Raw genomic sequence first — 20,912 nt, forward strand, 5'->3', positions numbered from 1 at the left:
CCTCAAACGCCGGCGGGGCTGGATTTGCCCCGGCGGGGGCTTACAGCCAGCCCTTGTCGCGGGCCACGCGGATCGCTTCGGCGCGGTTGCGTGCCGCCAGTTTCTGGATGGCCGTCGACAGGTAGTTGCGGACCGTGCCCTGCGAGAGGTGGAGGCGGGCCGCCAGTTCCGCGTTCGTGGCTCCGGACTCCGCCTCGCGCAGGATCTCCCGTTCCCGGTCCGTGAGGGGGTTCGCGCCCTCCGCCAGGGCGGCCGCCGCCAGCGTCGGGTCGATGACCCGCTCGCCCGCCAGGACCTTGCGTACCGCCGCGGCGAGCTGCGCGGCCGGCGCGTCCTTGACCAGGAAGGCGGAGGCGCCCGCCTCCATCGCTCCGCGCAGGTAGCCGGGGCGGCCGAAGGTCGTCAGGATCACGATCCGGAGGGAGGGGAGGGCCGTGCGCAGGGCCGCGGCCGCTTCGATGCCCGTCATGCCGGGCATCTCGATGTCCAGCAGCGCGACGTTCACGTCGTGGGAGCGGGCGGCCGCCACCACCTCGTCGCCGCGCGCGACTTGGGCGAGGACCTCGATGTCCGGCTCCAGGCCCAGGAGGGCCGCCAGCGCCTCGCGGACCATGGACTGGTCCTCCGCCAGGAGGATCCGGATCGGACGTGGGGTCATGAGCCAGATCCTAGGGGGACGACGGCGACCAGGCCGAAGCCCGCTTTCCCGGCCGGTCCGGCGCTCAGCGTGCCGCCCACCGCCTCCAGCCGCTCCGTCAGGCCGGTCAGACCGTTGCCGGGGACCGCGGGGCCGCCCGCGCCGTCGTCGGTGACCGTGAGCACGGCCTCCGGTCCGGCCAGGGTCTGGCGGGTGGCCAGGGTCACCGTGCAGCGCCTGGCCCCGCTGTGCCGGACCACGTTCGTGACGGCTTCGCGCAGCGCCCAGGCCAGCGCCGATTCGATCTCCTCCGGGATTTCCCCGTCATGGGTCGACGGGAGATCGGCGAGAATGCCCGCCGCCGTCAGAGCGGTGCGCGCGCCCGCCAGTTCGCCGGGCAGCGTCGGCCGCCGGTAGCCGCTCACGGCCTCCCGTACGTCGACCAGCGCCTGCCGGCTGACCTGCTCGATGTCCGCCACCTGGCGGGCGGCCGCCTCGGGCTGGTCGGGCAGCATCCGTCCGGCCAGCTCGCTCTTGAGCGTGATGAGGGACAGCGAGTGCCCCAGCAAGTCGTGCAGGTCCCTGGCCATCCGTAGCCGCTCCTCGTTGGCCGCCAGCTGCGCGACCGTGGCCCGGGCCTGGCGCAGCTCGATGGTGGTGCGGATCATCGCGCGGACTCCGATCATCGCGAACCCGCCCATCAGGGCCGGGATCAGCAGTCCGGCCAGGTAGGAGGCCCCGCCCGGGACGGCGTTGGCCGTGACCGCCAGCAGCGCGGTCGCGCCGGGGACGGTCCAGCGGGAGATCTCCCCGGGGAGGGCCGCTCCGGAGGAGATGGCCACGTAGACGAAGAGCACGAGCCATTCGCGGCCCAGGGTCAGCGACAGGATGGTGGCCTGGGCGGCGAGGACCGCCACCGAGGCCAGGACCCGGCGGGTGTCCATCTGCCGGGCGGTGCGGAAGACGAGGACCAGGTACCAGGCGACGAAGGCGGCGAGGCCCAGGCAGCCGAGGAGCCGGGGCCCGAGGCTGTGGCCTCCGCTGATCAGGTCGGTGACGGGGGCACTGAGGTAGAAGAGCCAGATGCTGATCCAGAGCGCCTTGACCAGTTTGTGGCGGGGGTTCTCCGGCGGGACCCCGATGCGGTCGGTTCCGGCCGGTGCCGTGGTCCGTTCCCCGGCTGCCGAGCTGCTCACGATCGTCACGCCTTCAGGGAGTCCTTGCGGTACAGCCAGGCGGCGGCACCGGTGAACAGTACGAAGTACACGGCGAGGATAGCCACGTCCTTGGCGTGCGGCGCTCCGCCCAGTTCGATGGCCTGGCCGAGGCCCGCGTAGGCGTGGGTCGGGAGCCATTCGCAGATGGTGCGCAGCCACTGGGGGAAGTTGGCGGTGGGCATCCACAGTCCGCCGAGGATGGAGAGGCCGAAGTAGCAGAGCATCGTGATGGGGCGGACGGTGTCTCCGCTCGCGAGGTAGCCGAGGGCGACTCCGAGGGCGGCGAAGACCAGGCTGCCGGCCCAGATGGCGCCGGTGAGGGCGAACCACTGCCAGGCGTCGAACCGGACGCCCTTGGCTCCCGCGGCGACCGCGAAGACGACGAGGATGGCGGGGAGCGAGAGCACGCCGGCGCTGGCGGTCTTGGCGAGGACGTAGCCGCGGCCGGGCAGGGAGGTCAGGCGCAGCTGGCGCACCCAGCCGGACTCGCGTTCCTTGGCTATGCGCTCGCTGTTGCCCAGGAGGACGGCGGTCAGGGCTCCGAAGGAGGCCATCGCCACCATGTAGAAGGCGGGCATGGTCAGTTCGGTGCCCATGACCTTGGTCGTGCCGTTCAGCGTGCCGCCGAGCATCAGGAAGAGGGCGGCCGGGTAGAGGACGGTGAAGAACAGGTACTTCTTGTTGCGCAGGGCGCGGGTGATCTCGAGCTTGACGAGCTTCGTCGTTCCGGCGCCGTTGGTTCGCACGGTCGGCATGTTCAGCATGGTCGGCATGGTGTTCAGGCCTCCTGGGTCTCGGTGAGGGCGAGGAAGGCCTGCTCCAGGCCGAGGCCCGCGACCTCCAGGTTGCGGGGGTAGGCCCCCAGGGCGTACACGGCGTGGACCGTCGCGTCGGCGTCGCTCGACTGGAGCCGGACGGTGTCGCCGTGCCGCTCGAAGCCGGTCAGGTGCGGGAGTTCGCGCAGGGCCCGTTCGTCCACTGTTCCCTCGGTGAGGTCGAAGGCGATCCGGCGGGCGCCGGCCTTGGCCTTGATCTCGGCGGCGGTGCCGTCGGCGAGCAGCCGGCCCTTCTGCAGGACCAGTACCCGGTCGGCTATCGCGTCGGCCTCTTCCAGGTAGTGCGTGGCGAACAGGACGGTGCGTCCCTGGGCGGCCTGCTCGCGCATGGTGGCCCAGAAGGCCTGGCGGGCGGTGACGTCCATGCCGGTGGTCGGCTCGTCGAGCACGATCAGGTCGTTGTGGCCGGCGGTGGCGAGGGCGAAGCGCACGCGCTGTTCCTGGCCGCCGGAGAGCTTGTTGACCATCCGGCCGGCGATGTCGGAGACGCCGGCGAGGGCGAGCACCCGGTCGACCGGGTACGGGCGGGGGTGCAGGGCGCAGGTGAGCGCGACCAGTTCGCGGACGGTGACGTCCTCCATCAGCCCGCCGGTCTGCAGCATCGCGCCGACCCGGCCGGCCGTGATGGCCTCGCGGGGGGTGGTGCCGAAGAGCTCGACGGTTCCCGAGTCGGCGGGGCGCAGGCCGAGCAGCAGGTCGAGGGTGGAGGACTTGCCGGCTCCGTTGGGGCCGAGGAGTGCGACGGTCTCGCCCGGGTGCAGGTCGAGGGTGAGGCCGTCGACGGCCCGGACGGGGCCGTAGCTCTTGGTCACGTTCCGGAAGCTCACCACGGCACTGTCGCCGCCGCTGCCGGCGCCGTGCTCCGTGGCGGCGCTGGGCTGCGTCGCGGTCGTCGTGTTCATGGATCCAGGTTCGCCGGTACGGGGGTCCGCCCGGCAGTGTCCCGCGTCGTGGGAGGTGCATGACGGATGTCATGCGGCGGGGGTGACACGGACGCGACGGAGCCCCTCCCCGGCTTCCGGGAAGGGGCTCCGACCTGCGATTTTCCGAGTCCGGACGGGACCGGCGTCAGCTCGCGTTGGTGTCGATGACCGCGATCCGCTCCGCGGGCGTCCTGCCGCGCAGCGCCTTGCCGAGGGCTCCGGCGACGTCCTGCGGCGTGACGGCGGTCTTCTCGCCGGTGCCGCGCGTGATCAGGACGCCGTCGAAGGTGTCCCCGTAGGTCGCCTTGAGCGCTTCCAGGTCGTACTTCTCGACGAGGTGGCCGTCCACGACCTGCATGCTCAGGATCTTGGGAAGGGACTTGGCCCCGAAGGGGATGGACTTCGCGCCGGCCTTGACCGTGGCGTTGGCGGACATCGCGGGCTCGGCGAACTCCTTCATCGCCCGGTCCAGTTCGGCCTGGTCCACGACCGGCTTCTTGGTGGCGACGGGGAGTTCGACCGGGGCGGCCTTGCCGGTGGCGACCATCTCGCGGAAGGCCTTGATCACCAGGGCGGTGGAGCCGCCCACGTCGAGGGTGGAGCCGGGCTTGCCGGGTACGGCGACGGCCTTGCCGGTGTCGAAGGTGATGGTGCCCTCGGTGGCGGAACCGGCGGTGCCGGCCAGCTCCTGGAGGGCGACCTGCAGCTTCTCCTCGTCGGTGGGCATGACGGGTTCGGCGGCGCGCTCGCTGCCGAAGAGGGAGCCGATGACCGTGACGGGGTTGTAGTCGCTGCCCGCGGCGTTGCGGACGGTGGTCTGGCTGTCCAGGCTCAGGCCGGCCTTCTCGGGCTTCAGCTCGACGGTCTTGCCGCCGACGGTGAGCTGGAGGGGGGCGGAGGCCCGGTTGCCGAAGGCCGTCTGGAGCTTGGCGGCCGCCTCCTCGCGGGTGCCGCTGATGTCGACGCCGAGGACGGTGGTGCCCTTGGGGACGTCGGAGTGGTTGAGGAGCAGGCCCGCGCCGTAGGCCACGCCGAACAGCGCGAAGAGACCGCCGCCGACGAGGACGAGCTTGTTGCGGCCCTTCTTCGCGGGCTTGGCGGGGGTCTTGCGTTTGGCGGCGGGCAGGTCGTCGGTCGCGGCGGGGCGCGGGCCGGGAGCGGGTACGGCCGGTGCCGGGTGGCCGTCGGCGTCCAGCTCGGGGCCGGGCCAGCCGGCCTGCTGCTGTTCGCCCACGGGTACGGTCCCCAGCGCGGGCCCGCCGGTCGGCCCGTCCGGGCCGGAGCCGTAGCCGGACATGCCGGGGCCGGCGTCGAAGCCTCCGGGCGGGGTGGCCGGGCCGCCCTCACCGGGCCAGGCGGGGGCCGCGGAGCCGGGTCCGGGACCGTACGGGGCTCCGGCGCCGGGCTGCTGCGGCCCGCCGGGGCGCTGCCCCTGACCGGGGCCGGGGCCGGGGCCGAGACCCTGACCGGGAGCGAGACCCTGACCGGGCCCGGGGCCGAGACCCTGACCGGGGCCCTGACCGGGAGCGAGACCCTGACCCGGCGCGAGACCCTGACCCGGCGCGAGGCCCTGGCCCTGGCCGGGGCCCTGGCCGTAGCCCGGGCCCGCGGGGGCGCCCGTACGGGGACCGCCCGCCGCGGCCGGCGGCGGCGGGTAGCCGGGGCCGGCGCCCGGGACGGAGCCCACGCCGGGGCCGCGTCCGACGCCCTGGCCCATGGGCGCGGGCTGGTGCGGACCGGCCGGGGGCTGGGCGAAGCCCTGCGGGGGCGTGTCGTAGCGCGGGGCGCCGGGCGCCGCCGGAGTCCGCTGGGGCAGCGGGCCGGGGCCGGTGCCGGGGCCCGTGGGGGCCGGCGGGCGCGGACCGGCCGGAGCCTGGGCGTAGCCCTGCGGGGGCATGCCCTGGCGCGGGGCGCCGGGCCCGTCGGCGGGCTCGGGCTCCGCCTGGATCCGCGTCGGCGTCGGTCCCGGCGCCGCGGTCTTGCGCGGGGCGAACCAGTTGCTGCCCGTCTCCTCGGGCGCCACCGGTGCCGGCTCGGGCGCGGGGGCCGCGGCGGCCGGTGCGGGCTCCGGCTCGGCCTCGGCCTCGGGCATGGGCGTGCGGACGACCACGGGCGGAATCGGCCTGGAACCGGGGATGTTGATCCGGATCCGGGTCGTCAGGGTGGTCTCCGTCTTCGGCCCGTCGGAATCGGCCGTGGACGGCTTGGCGGGCGGTACGGTCACTGAACTCTCCTCCGGGGTGGTCGCCGCAGCGTCCGTGGACGGGTACTGGCCGGTTCCATACGGCGGTGTACCCGAGGGGTAGGCGGCCCCACCGCGCCCGTTGGGCCCGGAGGACGAACTCTCGGTTTCTCGACTCAAGGCAGGATCTCCCGGTTGGCTCCGCCGCCCGTCATACCGTGCGCGGGCAGCTCGGCGGCCCGTCCACCATACTGGCCGCCGCCCGCACGCACTCGGCCCCGGGGAGCGAAGCGTTCCTCTTGGCTCCGTCCGCGCCCCTCACGAGCGCCCCCGGACCACCCGCCGGGGTCCCGCCGAGCGGCTCGTCAAACCGCCGAGGACGTCGGACGGCACGTCACTTGGCGGGCCCGGCGGCCGAAATCGGCCGGTCCCCCGGCCCCCTCATCGTGGCGCACATCACAGCGAGTACGACCCCGCCCAAAAGGTAGGCGTACATGCCGATTCCGGACGAACTGAGCAGGAAGTCCCCTTCCGGGCGGGGGACGCTGAGGATCACGTAGGCGAGGAACCAGCCGACCGCGCCGGCGCCCACGCCGATCCCGGTTCCCAGGGCGAGGCGGCCGCCGAGGAACAGTCCGAAGAGGGCGAGGAGGGCCAGCGCCAGTCCCGCCGGGAACCACAGGTCCACCACGAGCCAGCCGGCCACACCGGTCAGCACGCCCGCCGCCAACAGGCCGAGCAGGGCGGCGAACCGCCCCGGAGTCCACGTACCGGTCACGCCCGCACCCCCGCGAAGAGGTCGTTCTCGCGCTCGCCCGCCGGGGCGCCCGGCCGGCCGGCCGCCAACTCGTAGTACTCGCGGCGGAAGAGCGGCTGCGCCAGGTCGTTGGAGAGCGCGAAGAAGGGGCCGTCCACGGCGATCTGGGTGGCGTGCGCCCGCATCGCGGCGGTCTTGGCGGCCACGAACGCCTGGTCGGCGGCCTCGTCCCCGCCGATCTCGGCGGTGATCCGCTCGTCGGCCACCACCCCCGGTACGTCGTCCGGCTCGGCGAGCCCCGGGAAGGGCGCCTCGTCGCCCTTGGCGCGCAACCGGGCGAAGCCCTCCTCGACGACCGTGCGCGGCACGCGGTTCCAGTACAGCTTCTGGATCTCGTGCGGGCTTCCGAGGTCGCGGCGGTACGTGGGCTCCGCGGCGAATTCGGCGGCGCGGGTGGCGACCCGGTGGGCCTGGATGTGGTCGGGGTGGCCGTAGCCGCCGTTCGGGTCGTAGGTGACGAGGACCTGCGGGCGCAGTTCGCGGATCACCTCCACGAGGTACGCGGCCGCCTCGTCCACGTCGGCGGACCAGAAGGCGCCGGGCCGGTGGTTCTGCTCGGCGCCCATCATCCCGGAGTCCCGGAAGCGGCCGGGGCCGCCGAGGAAGCGGTGGTCGGTGACGCCCAGTTCGCGCATGGCCTCGGCGAGCTCGCCGACGCGGTGGGTGCCGAGGGCGTCGTCGCGGTCGGCCGCCAGGTGGGCGAGTCCGGGCGGGATGACCTCGCCCTCCTCGCCGAGCGTGCAGGTCACCAACGCGACGTGGGCGCCCTCGGCCGCGTACTTGGCCATGGTGACGCCGTTGTTGATCGACTCGTCGTCCGGGTGCGCGTGCACGAGCAGGAGCCGACGGGCGGGAAGACCGTTCATGGGCCAAGACTACGAGGACCTCGCACCCGGAACCCCACAAGGCACCACCCCGACGCCCGGCGGACCTTGTGGCATGCCGCAAGGGGCGGCCGAAGGGGCGCCGGAGGCAGGGGCTCCTAGAACTTGAGCCCGCTGATCATGGTCGCCACGTTGGAGGTGAGCTGGGAGAGCGTCGGGGCCATGGTCGAACTCGCCAGGTAGAAGCCCAGCAGTACACAGACCGCCGCGTGACCCGCCTTCAGGCCCGACCTCCGGACCAGCAGGAAGACGACGATCGCCAGCAGCACCACGGCCGAGATCGATAGTGCCACGGCGGTTCACCTCCACGTCTAGCGGACATCGGTACGCGTACTCGCAACTCCGTGCACGGCAGAGTCATACCCACCGTCCGCTACGGATCATAACTATCCGTGCTAGCGCGTCGATCGATTCCGGCAGCACGAGGGGCGCACGCCGCGCACCTGGGGGGTCACAGGAAGGCCGGCCGGGGAGTCTGTACGCCTCCCCGGCCGGCTGTCGGCACCCGCACGGCCGCACGGAACTCAGGCTGCCCGGCCCATATCTCGGGGCAGAAACGGTCAAGTTGCCTGCGTGTAAACCGAGTTGTGACACCGTCCGCAGCTGTGGCCGGATTTGAGCGGTGCCGGGGGTTCCGGGATCACTCCTTGGACAGCCGGCCGGGCGCCGGCGGCGGGCCGTCCGAGGGCGGCACCACCTGCTTCTCCGACGCGAAGTGACAGGCCGAGGGGTGGGCCGTCGGGCCGCCCGGGAGGAAGGAGGGGATCTCCAGGAGGGGGACCTCGGTCGCGCACCGGGCCTGGGCCTTCCAGCAGCGGGTGCGGAAGCGGCAGCCCGAGGGCGGATTGGCCGGGGAGGGCACGTCGCCGGTGAGGATGATCCGCTCGCGGCCCTCGCGGGCCCGCGGGTCGGGCACCGGGACGGCGGAGAGCAGTGCCTGCGTGTACGGATGGGTCGGGTGGTCGTAGATCTGGCTGTCGGTGCCGATCTCGACGATCCGGCCCAGGTACATGACGCCGACCCGGTCGGAGATGTGCCGGACGATCGACAGGTCGTGCGCGATGAAGACGTAGGAGAGGTTGAACTCCTGCTGGAGCCGTTCCAGGAGGTTGACCACCTGGGCCTGCACGGAGACGTCGAGCGCGGAGACCGGCTCGTCGCAGATGATGATCTCCGGGTTGAGCGCGAGGCCGCGGGCGATGCCGATGCGCTGGCGCTGACCGCCGGAGAACTGGTGCGGATAGCGGTTGATGTACTCCGGGTTGAGGCCCACGACGTCCAGGAGCTCCTGGACCTTGCGGCGCCGGTCGCCCTTCGGGGCGGCGTCGGGGTGGATCTCGTAGGGCTCGCCGATGATGTCGCCGACCGTCATGCGCGGGTTCAGCGAGGTGTACGGGTCTTGGAACACCATCTGGATGTTGCGGCGCACGGCCTTCAGGGCCCTGCCGGACAGCTTGGCGAGGTCCTCGCCCTTGTACCGGATCGCGCCCGCCGTGGGGCGTTCCAGGTTGACCAGCATCTTGGCGACGGTGGACTTGCCGCAGCCCGACTCCCCCACGATGCCGAGGGTCTCGCCGGCCCGCAGGCCGAAGGAGACCCCGTCGACGGCCTTGACCGCGCCGACCTGCCGCTTGAAGAGGATGCCCTGGGTCAGCGGGTAGTGCTTGACCAGGTCGTCGACCACGAGGATGGACTCGCCGGAACCGTTGGGCTCAGCCACCGAGGCACTCCTTCCAGAAGAAGCACGCGCTCGCGCGCTCCGGCCCGACCTCGGCCAGCGGCGGGACCTCGACGCGGCAGGCGGCCCGCGCCATCGGGCAGCGCGGGTTGAAGGCGCAGCCGGGCGGAATGGCGAGCAGGTTGGGCGGCAGGCCCTTGATGGCGTAGAGCTCCTGGCCCTTCTGGTCCAGTCGCGGGATGGAGTCGAGCAGGCCGCGGGTGTACGGGTGCGCGGGCGCGGCGTAGATCTCGTGGACGGGGGCGGATTCGACGATCCGGCCCGCGTACATGACGGCGATCTTGTCGGCGACGTCGGCGACGACGCCGAGGTCGTGGGTGATCAGGATCAGCCCCATGTTGAGCTCGCGCTGGAGCTCCGCGAGGAGGTCCATCACCTGGGCCTGGACGGTGACGTCGAGTGCGGTGGTCGGCTCGTCGGCGATGATGAGCGAGGGTTCCAGCGCCATCGCCATCGCGATCATGATGCGCTGGCGCATGCCGCCGGAGAACTGGTGCGGGTAGTCCCCCACCCGCTGCTTCGCGGCCGGGATCTTCACCCGGTCCATCAGCTCGACGGCCTTGGTCCGGGAGTCCTTGCGGGACATCCCGCGGTGGACCTCGTACATCTCGCCGAGCTGGGCGCCCACGCTGAGGACGGGGTTGAGGGAGGACAGCGCGTCCTGGAAGATCATGGCCATCTCGGCGCCGCGGACCTTCCTGCGCTCCTCCTCCTTCATCTTCAGCAGGTCCTTGCCCTTGAAGAGGATCTCGCCGCCCGTGATCCTGCCGGGCGGCATGTCGAGGATGCCCATGACGGCCTGCGCGGTGACCGACTTGCCCGAGCCGGACTCGCCGAGCACGGCGAGGGTCTCCCCCTCGTCCACCGAGTAGTCGACTCCGTTGACGGCCTTGGCGACTCCGTCCCGCGTACGGAACTCCACATGGAGGTCGCGGACTTCGAGCAGCATGGTGCCCACTCCTCAGCGCAGCTTGGGGTCGAGGGCGTCGCGCACCGCGTCGCCGAGCATGATGAACGCGAGCACGGTCACGCTGAGCGCGCCCGCAGGGTAGAGCAGCATGTGCGGGGCGTTGCGGATCTGGGAGGCGGCGTTGGAGATGTCGATGCCCCAGGAGACGGTCGGCGGGCGCAGTCCCACGCCGAGGAAGGACAGGGTGGCTTCCAGGGCGATGTAGGTGCCGAGCGCGATGGTGGCGACGACGATGACGGGCGCGATGGCGTTGGGTGCCACGTGCCGCAGCAGCATCCGGGCGTTGCCGGCGCCGAGCGCCCGGGCGGCCTGGACGTAGTCGTTCTGTTTGGCGGTGATGACCGAGCCGCGGGCGATGCGGGCCAGTTGGGGCCAGCCCAGCAGCACGATGAAGCCGACGACCGGCCAGACGGTGGTGCTGGTGACCACGGACAGGAAGACCAGGCCGCCGAGGACCACGGGGATGCCGAAGAAGATGTCGGCGACCCGGGAGAGCAGCGCGTCGCCCCAGCCGCCGAAGAAGCCGGCGAGCCCGCCGAGCGCCGAGCCGAGGAGGGCCGCGCCGAGGGTGGCGCAGATGCCCACGGTGATGGAGGCACGGGCCCCGTAGACGGTCCGGGTGTACACGTCGCAGCCCTGGGTGTCGTAGCCGAAGGGGTGGCCCGGGGAGGAGCCCTGCTGCGACTTGGACAGATCGCACGTGAGCGGGTCGCCGCTCGCGATGAGCTGGGGCCAGATCGCGATGACGACGAGGAAGAGGATCAGCAGGGTGGAGACGATGAAGACGGGGTTGCGGCGCAGCTGGTGCCAGGCGTCGGACCACAGGGAGCGGGCCTTCTCCTGCGGTCCGGCGGGGCCGCCGCCGAGCTCCTTCTCCAGGCTTTCGGCTTCCTCCAGCGCGAGGTCCATGGCCCCTCCCTGGCCGGTGGGGGCGATGGACTCGTGGGCGCCGGGGCCCAGCGGATCGTAGGCGGGGCGCTCGGGCTCAGGCATAACGGATCCTCGGGTCCAGGACCGCGTAGAGCAGGTCGACGAGCAGGTTCGCCAGCAGGAAGACGATGACGAGGATGGTCACGAAGCCGACCACCGTCGGGGAGTTGTTGCGCAGGATGCCCTGGTAGAGCTGGTAGCCGACGCCGTGGATGTTGAAGATCCGCTCGGTGACGATGGCCCCGCCCATCAGGGCGCCGATGTCGGTGCCGATGAAGGTGACCACGGGGATCAGGGAGTTGCGCAGCAGGTGGCGGGTGATGACCCGGCGCCTGGGCAGGCCCTTGGCGACGGCGGTGCGCACGTAGTCGGCCTTGACGTTCTCGGCGATGGAGGTGCGGGTGAGCCGGGTGACGTAGGCGAGGGAGACCAGCGCGAGCACGATGCCGGGCAGGATCAGTTCGCCGAAGGGGGCGTCCGGGGAGACGGTGGGCCTGACCCAGCCCCATTTGACGCCGAAGACGAACTGCAGCAGGTAGCCGGTCACGAAGGTCGGTACCGAGATGACGACGAGGGTGAGCACCAGCAGACTGGTGTCGATGGACTTGCCGCGGTGCAGGCCGCTGACGACGCCCAGGGTGATGCCGACGACGATCTCGATGACGATCGCGACGATGGTCAGGCGCAGGGTGACGGGGAAGGCCGTGGCCATCAGCTCGGTGACCTTCTGGCCGTTGAAGGCCGTACCGAAGTCGCCCTTGAAGATCTGGCCCATGTAGTGGAGGTACTGCTCCCACAGCGGGCGGTCGAGGTAGAGGTCCTTGCGGATGCGCGCGGCGGTGGCCGGGTCGGGCGCCTTGTCCCCGAAGAGGGCGGCGACCGGGTCACCGAGTGCGTACACCATGAAGAAGATCAGGAACGTGCTGCCGATGAACACGGGGATCATCTGGAGCAGTCGCCGGATCACATAACGTCCCATGGACTGCTCCAGGTTCGATCCGCGAGAAGGGTCAGCTGACCTTGATCTGGTCGTACACGGGGATGCTGAACTGGTTGAGGGCCACGTCCGAGATGCGCTCCGAGTAGCCCGCGCTGCCGTTCTGGTACCAGAGCGGGATGGACGGCATCTGCTCGGCGAGGATCTTCTCCGCGTCCTGGAACTTCGCGATCGCCTTGGCGGTGTCGCTCTCGCGGTTGGCCTCGTCGACGAGCTTGTCGAAGTCCTTGTTGTTGAACTTCCCGTAGTTGGAGGAGGCGGCCGTGTAGTAGAGCGGCTCCAGGAAGTTCTGGATCAGCGGGTAGTCGGCCTGCCAGCCCGAGCGGAACGGGCCGGTCAGCTTGTAGCTGCTCTGCTGGTTGCGGAAGTCCGCGAAGGTGCCGACCGGGTTGACCGTGCAGACCGGGCCCTCGCCCAGCGCGTTGTTGACGCTGTTGCAGACGGCGTCCATCCAGTCGCGGTGCGAGCCGGTGTCCACGTTGGAGGTCAGCGTGACCTTGCCGCCGGGCAGTCCGCCGCCCTCCTGGATGAGCTTCTTGGCCGCCGCGGGGTCGAACTTGCAGGCGTCGCCGCAGAGGGTGGCGTTGAAGCCGCCCTTCTCGCCGAGGGCCGGTGAGGTCCAGTCCTTGGCCGGGGTGCGGGTCTCGCGGAAGATCTGCTTGGTGATCTCGTCGCGGTTGATGGCCATCGAGATGCCGCGGCGGACCTTCTCCATCCCCTCCTTGCTCCACTGCGGGTCGTACAGCGGGAAGGTGAGGGTCTGGATGATGAGGGCCGGCTGGTTGATGTACCGGTCGCCGAGGTCGTTCTTGACGTTCTTCAGCTGCTGCGCCGGTACGTCGTCGACGAGGTCGAGGTTGCCGGAGATCAGGTCGGTGTAGGCGGTGTTGTTGTCGGTGTAGACCTTCAGGTCCACACCGCCGTTGACCGCCTTGTCCGCGCCGGGGTAGGCGTCCCACTTGCGCAGCTTCATGCCCGTGCCCTTGGTGTACGAGTCCACCGCGTACGGGCCGTTGCCGACGGGCTTCTTCAGCCAGCCCTCGTGGTCGGTGAAGAAGGCCTTGGGCAGGGGGGAGAACGCCTGGTAGCCGAGGGTCTGGGGCCAGGTGGAGAACTTCTCCTTGAGGGCGACCGTGAAGGTCTTGGGGTCCTTGACCACCAGCCCCGACATGGTCTTGGCCTTGGGGTCGCCCTTCTCCGGGTGTACGTCGGCGTATCCGACGATGTCGGAGAAGAAGGGCGCGTTGTTCTGCTTCTTGCTGACGTCGGCGCCGTAGTTCCATGCGTCCACGAAGGACTGCGCGGTGACGGGCTCGTCGTTGCTGAACTTCCAGCCGTCCTTCAGCGTGATCGTGAAGTTCTGGCTGTCGGTCGTCTCGATCTTCTCGGCGAGCATGTTCTTGGCCTCGCCGGTCTTCGGGTCGTACCGGATCAGACCCCGGAAGACCATGTCGAGGACCTTGCCGCCCTGCACCTCGTTGGTGTTGGCGGGCTCCAGCGGGTTCTGCGGGTCACCCCACGAGGAGCTGACGATTCCCGCGCCGCCGCCTCCGCCGCCGCCCTCGTCCTGCCCGCCGCAGGCCGTCGCCGCGAGGGCGACGGCCACCGCACATGCGGCCCACTTGACGTGGGTGGCTCCGCGCATGGAGTGCCTCCTACTGGGATCCCAAGACTCACTTAGGGCCCAATGTCACCCCATGCGGGGTCCCGCACACTCCCGGTTGGACCGATTGCACCCCCGCGTACCCCGCCTGTCACCCCTGCGAGTGCAAAGTGGGTCACAGCACCAGCTCCCAGGTGTGCGCCGCGAAGTGCAGGGCCATGCCGTGCGCCTCGTACAGGGCCAGTGCGCCCGTTTCGTTGCCCGTGTCCACGGCGAGGCCCACGGTGCCGCGGCCGCGCGCCGCGTAGGCGGCGAAGCCGTGGCGCAGCAGGAAGCCTCCGATGCCGCGGCCGCGCGCCTGCTCGCGTACGCCCAGCGTGGCGATCCAGGCCATGCTGGCGCGGTTGTCGCGGGTCAGCACGACCCCTACGTCGCCCTGCCCGGGCAGGGAGGCGATCCACACCAGGGACCAGTCGAGGCCGTGGCCGTCGATGTGGTCGAGCCAGGCCTCGTACGGCCGGTGCACGTGGCCGAAGTGCTCGGCGAAGGTCTCCTCGATCAGGGCGTGGGCGCGGCGGCGATCGGCTTCGTCGGCGTCGCACGGGCGAAGGGTCAGCCCGGCGGGGGGTACCGGGGGCAGGTCGGCCGCCGGATCCAGCGTGCGGGTCAGCACGTGGTAGCGGCGCACCGTGCGGTAGCCGCGGCCGGTCAGCACGTCGCGGTCGAGGGTGGGGTTCGCGTTGAGCTGGAGCCACATGACGGCGGCCCGGTCGGTGGTGAGCTCGCGGGCCCTGGTCTCCATCAGCTCCAGCAGCCGGACGGCGGCCTCGCGGTGGCCGGGCAGTACGTAGTGGTCGGAATCGGCCCGGCGCGGTCCCGAGTCGGCCCACACCAGGGCGTAGCCGACGAGTCTGCCGCCCTCGAAGGCGAGCCAGGAGTCCTTCGCCAGGTCGATGTCGGGGTGGTTGAGGTCTGCCTCGACGGCGGCGAGGTCGGTTTCGGGGCGGCCGATCTCGATCACGTCGACGGCGTTGAGGAGACCGCAGATGTCCTCGGCGTCTCCGGGCCCGGCGGGCCGCACGGTCAGCTTGTCGGTCATCGGTCCACTCTCGGACCGGCGGGGGCCGGCCCGCAACCGGCTTTCTCCGCGCGGCGGGAACGCGGAGGCGCCCGGTACCGGAAGTGAATCCGGTACCGGGCGCCCTCGGTGTTCGTCCGCGCGGGTCAGACGGCCAGAACGGCCTTCTCCTCCGCGAAGTGGCACGCCGACTCGTGCGCGGCGTGCGAGTCCACGCCCTGGAAGCGGGTCGGGATCGCGAGCAGCGGCTCCTCCGTGGAGCACTTCTCCTCGGCCTTCCAGCAACGGGTGCGGAAACGGCAGCCCGACGGCGGGTTGGCCGGCGAGGGGACGTCACCGGTGAGGATGATCCGCTCGCGGCCCTCGCGGGCCTCCGGGTCCGGCACCGGCACCGCGGAGAGCAGCGCCTGCGTGTACGGGTGGGTCGGGTGGTCGTAGATCTGCGTGTCGGTGCCGATCTCGGCCATCTTGCCGAGGTACATGACGCCGACGCGGTCCGAGATGTGCCGGACGATCGACAGGTCGTGCGCGATGAAGAGGTAGGAGAGGTTGAACTCCTCCTGCAGCTTCTCCATCAGGTTGATGACCTGGGCCTGCACCGACACGTCGAGCGCGGAGACCGGCTCGTCGCAGATGATGATCTCCGGGTTGAGCGCGAGGCCGCGGGCGATGCCGATGCGCTGGCGCTGACCGCCGGAGAACTGGTGCGGGTACCGGTTGATGTACTCCGGGTTGAGACCGACGACGTCCAGGAGCTCCTGCACCTTGCGGCGCCGGTCGCCCTTGGGGGCCACCTCGGGGTGGATGTCGTACGTCTCGCCGATGATGTCGCCGACCGTCATGCGCGGGTTCAGCGAGGTGTACGGGTCCTGGAACACCATCTGGATGTTGCGGCGGACGGCCTTCAGGGCGCGGCCGGACAGCTTGGTGATGTCCTGGCCCTTGTAGAAGACCTCACCGGCGCTGGCGCGCTCCAGGTTCATCAGCAGCTTGGCGACGGTGGACTTGCCACAGCCGGACTCGCCGACGATGCCGAGGGTCTCGCCCCGGTACAGGTCGAAGGAGATGCCGTCGACGGCCTTGACCGCGCCGACCTGCTTCTTGAACAGGATGCCCTGGGTCAGCGGGAAGTGCTTGACCAGGTTGCGGACCTGGAGGATCGGCTCGCGCTCGGGGGCGTTCTTGGTGAGCTCAGCCATGGATCTGCTCCTTCCAGAAGTGGCACGCGCTGTGACGGCCGGCAAGCTCGGTGCCGTCCTGCTCGCTGACGGGCTGGAGCACGGGGATGTCCGTGCGGCAGACGTCCTGCGCGGCGGTGCAGCGCGGGTTGAACGAGCAGCCGGAGGGCAGGCGCAGCAGGTTCGGCGGCAGGCCCTTGATCGCGAAGAGCTCCTGGCCCTTCTGGTCCAGGCGCGGGATCGAGTCGAGCAGGCCGCGGGTGTACGGGTGCGCCGGGCGCTTGTAGATCTCGTGGACCGGAGCGGTCTCGACGATCCGGCCGGCGTACATGACCGCGATCTTGTCCGCGACGTCGGCGACGACGCCGAGGTCGTGGGTGATCAGGATCAGACCCATGTTGAGCTCGCGCTGGAGCTCCGCGAGGAGGTCCATGACCTGGGCCTGGACGGTGACGTCGAGGGCCGTGGTCGGCTCGTCCGCGATGATCAGGTCCGGCTCCAGCGCGATCGCCATGGCGATCATGATGCGCTGGCGCATACCGCCGGAGAAGTGGTGCGGGTAGTCGTCCACACGCTCCTTCGCCGCCGGGATCTTGACCTTGTCCATCAGCTCGATGGCCTTGAGGCGGGCGTCCTTCTTCGACATGCCCTGGTGGACGCGGAACATCTCGCCCAGCTGGTAGCCGACGGTGAGCACCGGGTTCAGGGAGGACAGTGCGTCCTGGAAGATCATGGCGATCTTCTGGCCCCGGATCTTGCGGCGCTCCTCGAAGCTCATCTTGAGCATGTCCTGGCCGCGGAAGAGGATCTCTCCCTGCGGGATCTTGCCCGGGGGCATGTCCAGGATGCCCATGATGGCCTGGGCCGTCACGGACTTGCCGGAGCCGGACTCGCCGAGGACGGCGAGGGTCTCGCCGGCACCCACGCTGTAGTTGACGCCGTTGACGGCCTTGGCCACACCGTCGCGGGTGTGGAACTCGACGTGCAGGTCGCGCACTTCGAGGAGCGGCGTCTGCGGGTCCCCGTCACGCGGGGAGGGAACGCTGGAGGTGTTGTCCATGGTGATCACTTACGCCCTCCTCAGCGCAGCTTCGGGTCGAGGGCGTTGCGGACCGCTTCGCCGAGCATGATGAAGGCGAGGACGGTGATGCTGAGCATGATCGAGGGGTACAGCAGGATGTGCTGGGCCACTCGGATCTGCGCGGCGCCGGCCGAGATGTCCACACCCCACGAGATGGTCGGGGACGCGAGGCCCAGACCGAGGTAGGACAGGGTCGCCTCGGCCGCGATGTAGCCGCCGAGCGCGATCGTGGAGACCACGATCACCGGGGCCATGGCGTTCGGCAGGATGTGCCGGAACAGGATGCGGGGGGTACCCGCGCCCAGCGCCTTCGCGGCGTGCACGTAGTCGGCCTGCTTCACGGTGATGACCGCACCGCGCATGACGCGGTTGATCTGGGTCCAGCCGAGGAAGGCGAGGGCGAAGACGACCGTCCACACCGTGCGCTTGGTGAAGGCCTGGAGGACGACCATCGAACCGAGCAGGAACGGGATGCCGAAGAAGATGTCGGTGACGCGCGACATGATCGCGTCCGTGATCCCGCCGAAGTAGCCGGCGATCATGCCGGTGATGCCACCGACCACGGTGACGATCGCGGTCACGGCGACGGCGACGATGATCGAGGCCCGGGTGCCGTAGATGAGGCGCGCGTAGACGCTGCGTCCCTGGCCGTCCCAGCCGAGCCACTCGGGCGAACCGACGGCGGCCAGGTCGGGCTTGCCGAGGAAGTGGTGGACCAGGTCGCCCTTGGTGGGGTCGACGCTGGTGAACCAGCCCGGGAAGGCGGCGATCACGAGCAGTACGAAGATCAGCGCCGCGGAGACGACGAAGTACGGGTTGCGACGCAGGTCGGCCCAGGCGTCGCCCCAGAGAGAGCGGGCCTTCTCGGCCTTCGCCGGTTCCACGGGAGCGGCGGGCGCCGAGTCGGCCTCGGTCGTCGCGGCTTCGGTCTGGGTCAGGTCAGGCATACCGGATCCTCGGGTCCATGACCGCGTAGAGGAGGTCGACGAGCAGGCTGGCTATGAGGTAGACGACGACCAGGACGGTGACGACACCGACCACGGTGAGGCCCTCGCGGCGGATGATCGAGTCGTAGATCAGACCGCCGACGCCCTTGACGTTGAAGATGCCTTCGGTGACGACGGCGCCGCCCATGAGGGCGCCGATGTCGGTACCGAGGAAGGTCACGACGGGGATCATCGAGTTGCGCATGAGGTGCACACCGATGACGCGGCTCTTGGGCAGACCCTTGGCGACAGCAGTACGCACGTAGTCGGCGCGCAGGTTCTCGGCCATCGACGTACGGGTCAGCCGGGCCACGTAGGCCAGCGACAGCGAACCCAGCACGATGGCCGGTGCGAGCAGCTCGCCCCAGGTCTCGTTGATGCTGACGTTCGGCGAGATCCAGCCGAGCTGGAAGGCGAACACCGACTTGACGATGAAGCCGAGGACGAACACCGGCATCGAGATGATCAGCAGGGTCAGGATCAGGATCAGGTTGTCGACCAGCTTGCCGGCCTTGAGGCCGGCGACGATCCCGAGCGCGAGGCCCAGCACGATCTCGATGGCGAACGCCAGGAAGGCCAGCCGGAGCGTGACCGGGAAGGCGCTGCCGATGACGTCCGTGATCTCACGTCCGCTGCGGATCTGGGACCCGAAGTCGAAGTGGAAGAGGATGCCGGTGATGTAGTTGTAGTACTGCTGCCAGATCGGCAGGTCCAGACCGTGCTGATGGCGAAGCGCGGCCAGGGTGGCGGGGTCAGTGCCCTTGTCTCCGAAGAGTCCGGCCACGGGGTCGCCGGGCAGGCTGTACACCATCATGAAGATAAGCGCGGTCGTCCCGAAGAAGACCGGGATCATCTGGAGCAGTCGTCGTGCGACATAGCGCCCCATCATGCCTCCGTAGAAGATGCGGCAGGCGCAGCCGGACGGGCCCTTTCGCCACGCACGCGCGTGACGGAATCGTCACTGCGTCGCGAAAGGGCCCCCCGGGCGCTGCGTATAGGCCCGGATGCGGGCCGGCTCCCCGCCGGCCCACATCCGTCTTTGCTGAACTTGAAAGACGCGCTAGGACTTACTTCTTGACCTCGACACCTTCGAGGATCGGGTCGCCGTCCTGGGCGTACTTCACGTTCTGGACCTTCTCCGAGAAGCCCGCGTTGACCTTGTAGTACCAGAGCGGGATCGACGGCATGTACTTGCTGAGGTCCTTCTCGATGGCCTGGTAGGCCTTCACGGACTCTTCGAGGCTCGGGGCCGTGTCGGCCTTGGCGATGCGCTCGTCGAGCTCCGGGCTGGTGAAGCCACCCTGGTTACCACCGGCGCCCGTGCGGAACAGGTCGCTGATGAAGTTGGCGTTCACCGGGTAGTCGAGGACCCAGCCGGAGCGGTAGAAGGACTTGACCTGCTTCGACTTGCGGGCCTGGAGGTCGGCCTGGAAGTCGGGCTTGGCGTCACCGGTGCACTTGACGCCCGTGGCCTGGGTGATGCTGTTGCAGACAGCCTCGACCCATTCCTTGTGACCGCCATCCGAGTTGAACTGGATGGAGATCTCGTTGTTCGGAACGCCGCCGCCCTCGGCGATGAGCGCCTTGGCCTTCGCCGGGTCGAACTTGGCGACGTCACCGGAACCGTCGGCCGTGTAGCCGAGGACGCCCTTGGCGACCCAGCCGGTGGCGGGGTCACGGGTGCCCTGGAGCACGGTCTTGGTGATGGTGGCGCGGTCGATCGCCATCGAGAGGCCCTGGATGACCTTCGGGTCGACCGGCTTCGGGTTCTTCCACTGGTCGGCGTAGAACGCGACGGCCAGGGTCTGGATCGCCGAGTACGGCTGGTCCACGGCGCGGTCACCGAGGTCGGCACGGTAGACCGGGAGGTCCTTCGGGCCGATCTGGCGCAGGACGTCGACGTTGCCGGACTTCAGGTCCTCGTAGGCGGTCTCGAGGGTGGAGTAGTTCTTGAGGACCACACCACCGTTCTTCGCCTTGTTCTCGCCCTTGTAGTCGTCGAAGCGCGTGAGCTCGATCTGCTTCTTGTGCTCCCACGACTTGAACTTGTACGGGCCGTTGCCGACCGGCTTCTCACCGGCGGCCGCGGGGTCCTTGTAGAAGGACTCGGGCAGCGGGGAGAAGACCTCGTAGCCGAGCTTGTACGCGAAGTACGGCACCGCGTTGGCGAGCTCGATGGTGAAGGTGTTCTCGTCGACGACCTTCAGGCCCTCGAGCGCCTCGGCGGTGGGCTTGGCGCCCTCGGCCTCGGGGTGCAGGGCCTCGAAGCCCTTGATGTCGGCGAACCAGGACGCGTTGCCCTGCTTGTTGTTGATGTTCGCGGCCCAGTTCCACGCCTTGACGTAGGACTCGGCGGTCACCTTGGTGCCGTCGTGGAAGGTCCAGCCCGGCTTGACCTTGACGGTCCAGAGCTTGCTGTCCTTGGACTCGACCGACTCCGCGTTCACCATGACGAGCTTGCCGTCGGCGTCGTAGTCGACGAGCTGGGAGAACAGACCCGACATGACGATCGAGCCGTTGGACTCCATCGTGTCGGCCGGCTGAAGGAGCTTCTCGGGCTCGCCCACCTCGACCGAGTAGATGCCGTTCGGGTCAACTGCACCCTTGGCGGCGTCGTCACCCTTGTCGGCGCCGCCACAGGCGGTCGCTGCCAGGGCGACGACAATCGCGCCCGCTACCCACTTGGCGCTCTTGGCACCGCGCATGGGTTTCCTCCTCATGAGTCCACTGTCTGATGTGAAGGACACCGGTGACGTTTCGCCGACACCCCTGACGGCGATAAGGACCAGTGTCCCGAGTGTGCTCGTGAGTCGACGCTCCCCACAGCGTGTGACCCATTGACCCGAGCTCAATGG

Annotated in this window: 19 protein-coding genes; all 19 read right to left on the reverse strand. The window is 70.0% G+C overall.

Annotated elements, in window-relative coordinates:
• Positions 1–40: 40 nt before the first annotated feature.
• The 19 genes from ACWGDE_RS11570 to ACWGDE_RS11660 all read right to left on the reverse strand — a co-directional run bounded on the left by ACWGDE_RS11570 (position 41) and on the right by ACWGDE_RS11660 (position 20,762).
• Positions 41–658 carry a response regulator transcription factor gene (locus ACWGDE_RS11570; protein WP_453388772.1) on the reverse strand — a complete coding sequence of 206 codons (618 nt, stop codon included), beginning with the start codon at positions 656–658 and terminating at the stop codon, positions 41–43.
• Positions 655–1,833 (reverse strand): sensor histidine kinase, encoded by a 1,179-nt coding sequence (locus ACWGDE_RS11575; RefSeq protein ID WP_453388773.1) that lies wholly within the window; start codon positions 1,831–1,833, stop codon positions 655–657. The genes ACWGDE_RS11570 and ACWGDE_RS11575 overlap by 4 nt, the downstream gene beginning before the upstream one ends.
• A 5-nt stretch (positions 1,834–1,838) precedes the next feature.
• Positions 1,839–2,609: an ABC transporter permease gene (locus tag ACWGDE_RS11580; RefSeq protein ID WP_453388774.1), complete on the reverse strand. Its 771-nt coding sequence runs from the start codon at positions 2,607–2,609 to the stop codon at positions 1,839–1,841.
• 23 nt (positions 2,610–2,632) lie between these two features.
• Positions 2,633–3,592, reverse strand: coding sequence for an ABC transporter ATP-binding protein (locus tag ACWGDE_RS11585; RefSeq protein ID WP_453388775.1), 960 nt, complete (start codon positions 3,590–3,592; stop codon positions 2,633–2,635).
• Between the two features lie 166 nt (positions 3,593–3,758).
• Positions 3,759–5,975, reverse strand: a complete 2,217-nt coding sequence (locus tag ACWGDE_RS11590; protein ID WP_453388776.1) for a hypothetical protein — start codon at positions 5,973–5,975, stop codon at positions 3,759–3,761.
• A 214-nt stretch (positions 5,976–6,189) separates the two neighbouring features.
• On the reverse strand, positions 6,190–6,573 hold the full coding sequence (locus ACWGDE_RS11595; protein WP_453388777.1) for a DUF6113 family protein: 384 nt from the start codon (positions 6,571–6,573) through the stop codon (positions 6,190–6,192).
• Positions 6,570–7,478, reverse strand: a complete 909-nt coding sequence (mshB, locus tag ACWGDE_RS11600; protein WP_453388778.1) for an N-acetyl-1-D-myo-inositol-2-amino-2-deoxy-alpha-D-glucopyranoside deacetylase — start codon at positions 7,476–7,478, stop codon at positions 6,570–6,572. The genes ACWGDE_RS11595 and mshB overlap by 4 nt, the downstream gene beginning before the upstream one ends.
• A gap of 116 nt (positions 7,479–7,594) precedes the next feature.
• Positions 7,595–7,789, reverse strand: coding sequence for a hypothetical protein (locus ACWGDE_RS11605; protein ID WP_453388779.1), 195 nt, complete (start codon positions 7,787–7,789; stop codon positions 7,595–7,597).
• Between the two features lie 347 nt (positions 7,790–8,136).
• Complete coding sequence (locus ACWGDE_RS11610; RefSeq protein ID WP_453388780.1) at positions 8,137–9,216, reverse strand: ABC transporter ATP-binding protein; 1,080 nt, start codon at positions 9,214–9,216, stop codon at positions 8,137–8,139.
• The gene (locus tag ACWGDE_RS11615) at positions 9,209–10,183 is read right to left on the reverse strand and encodes an ABC transporter ATP-binding protein (protein ID WP_453388781.1); all 975 of its coding nucleotides are present in this window, start codon (positions 10,181–10,183) and stop codon (positions 9,209–9,211) included. Before ACWGDE_RS11615 ends, ACWGDE_RS11610 begins: the two co-directional genes overlap by 8 nt.
• A 12-nt stretch (positions 10,184–10,195) precedes the next feature.
• Positions 10,196–11,197, reverse strand: a complete 1,002-nt coding sequence (locus ACWGDE_RS11620) for an ABC transporter permease (RefSeq protein ID WP_453388782.1) — start codon at positions 11,195–11,197, stop codon at positions 10,196–10,198.
• Positions 11,190–12,113 (reverse strand): ABC transporter permease, encoded by a 924-nt coding sequence (locus ACWGDE_RS11625; RefSeq protein ID WP_453388783.1) that lies wholly within the window; start codon positions 12,111–12,113, stop codon positions 11,190–11,192. The genes ACWGDE_RS11620 and ACWGDE_RS11625 overlap by 8 nt, the downstream gene beginning before the upstream one ends.
• A 31-nt stretch (positions 12,114–12,144) precedes the next feature.
• Complete coding sequence (locus ACWGDE_RS11630; protein WP_453388784.1) at positions 12,145–13,776, reverse strand: peptide ABC transporter substrate-binding protein; 1,632 nt, start codon at positions 13,774–13,776, stop codon at positions 12,145–12,147.
• Between the two features lie 133 nt (positions 13,777–13,909).
• Complete coding sequence (locus tag ACWGDE_RS11635) at positions 13,910–14,833, reverse strand: GNAT family N-acetyltransferase (RefSeq protein ID WP_453388785.1); 924 nt, start codon at positions 14,831–14,833, stop codon at positions 13,910–13,912.
• A 125-nt stretch (positions 14,834–14,958) separates the two neighbouring features.
• Positions 14,959–16,011, reverse strand: a complete 1,053-nt coding sequence (locus tag ACWGDE_RS11640; protein ID WP_453388786.1) for an ABC transporter ATP-binding protein — start codon at positions 16,009–16,011, stop codon at positions 14,959–14,961.
• Positions 16,004–17,050, reverse strand: a complete 1,047-nt coding sequence (locus ACWGDE_RS11645; protein WP_453388796.1) for an ABC transporter ATP-binding protein — start codon at positions 17,048–17,050, stop codon at positions 16,004–16,006. The genes ACWGDE_RS11640 and ACWGDE_RS11645 overlap by 8 nt, the downstream gene beginning before the upstream one ends.
• A gap of 20 nt (positions 17,051–17,070) precedes the next feature.
• A complete protein-coding gene (locus tag ACWGDE_RS11650; RefSeq protein WP_453388787.1) occupies positions 17,071–18,018 on the reverse strand; it encodes an ABC transporter permease in 948 nt (315 codons plus the stop codon).
• A complete protein-coding gene (locus ACWGDE_RS11655; protein ID WP_453388797.1) occupies positions 18,011–18,943 on the reverse strand; it encodes an ABC transporter permease in 933 nt (310 codons plus the stop codon). Before ACWGDE_RS11655 ends, ACWGDE_RS11650 begins: the two co-directional genes overlap by 8 nt.
• A gap of 181 nt (positions 18,944–19,124) precedes the next feature.
• Entirely contained in the window at positions 19,125–20,762 is a 1,638-nt protein-coding gene (locus tag ACWGDE_RS11660; protein WP_453388788.1) for a peptide ABC transporter substrate-binding protein, read from the reverse strand.
• Between the last annotated feature and the right edge of the window lie 150 nt (positions 20,763–20,912).

It is taken from the genome of Streptomyces sp. NPDC054956 (assembly GCF_053609185.1).

What these genes read in the sequence shown, in the direction of transcription:
- ACWGDE_RS11640 (WP_453388786.1), bottom strand. Translation starts at nt 16,011, where the DNA reads ATGGCTGAGCTCACCAAGAACGCCCCCGAGCGCGAGCCGATCCTCCAG.
- ACWGDE_RS11570 (WP_453388772.1), bottom strand. Translation starts at nt 658, where the DNA reads ATGACCCCACGTCCGATCCGGATCCTCCTGGCGGAGGACCAGTCCATG.
- ACWGDE_RS11585 (WP_453388775.1), bottom strand. Translation starts at nt 3,592, where the DNA reads ATGAACACGACGACCGCGACGCAGCCCAGCGCCGCCACGGAGCACGGC.
- mshB (WP_453388778.1), bottom strand. Translation starts at nt 7,478, where the DNA reads ATGAACGGTCTTCCCGCCCGTCGGCTCCTGCTCGTGCACGCGCACCCG.
- ACWGDE_RS11650 (WP_453388787.1), bottom strand. Translation starts at nt 18,018, where the DNA reads ATGCCTGACCTGACCCAGACCGAAGCCGCGACGACCGAGGCCGACTCG.
- ACWGDE_RS11625 (WP_453388783.1), bottom strand. Translation starts at nt 12,113, where the DNA reads ATGGGACGTTATGTGATCCGGCGACTGCTCCAGATGATCCCCGTGTTC.
- ACWGDE_RS11615 (WP_453388781.1), bottom strand. Translation starts at nt 10,183, where the DNA reads ATGCTGCTCGAAGTCCGCGACCTCCATGTGGAGTTCCGTACGCGGGAC.
- ACWGDE_RS11580 (WP_453388774.1), bottom strand. Translation starts at nt 2,609, where the DNA reads ATGCCGACCGTGCGAACCAACGGCGCCGGAACGACGAAGCTCGTCAAG.
- ACWGDE_RS11635 (WP_453388785.1), bottom strand. Translation starts at nt 14,833, where the DNA reads ATGACCGACAAGCTGACCGTGCGGCCCGCCGGGCCCGGAGACGCCGAG.
- ACWGDE_RS11620 (WP_453388782.1), bottom strand. Translation starts at nt 11,197, where the DNA reads ATGCCTGAGCCCGAGCGCCCCGCCTACGATCCGCTGGGCCCCGGCGCC.
- ACWGDE_RS11630 (WP_453388784.1), bottom strand. Translation starts at nt 13,776, where the DNA reads ATGCGCGGAGCCACCCACGTCAAGTGGGCCGCATGTGCGGTGGCCGTC.
- ACWGDE_RS11645 (WP_453388796.1), bottom strand. Translation starts at nt 17,050, where the DNA reads ATGGACAACACCTCCAGCGTTCCCTCCCCGCGTGACGGGGACCCGCAG.
- ACWGDE_RS11655 (WP_453388797.1), bottom strand. Translation starts at nt 18,943, where the DNA reads ATGGGGCGCTATGTCGCACGACGACTGCTCCAGATGATCCCGGTCTTC.
- ACWGDE_RS11660 (WP_453388788.1), bottom strand. Translation starts at nt 20,762, where the DNA reads ATGCGCGGTGCCAAGAGCGCCAAGTGGGTAGCGGGCGCGATTGTCGTC.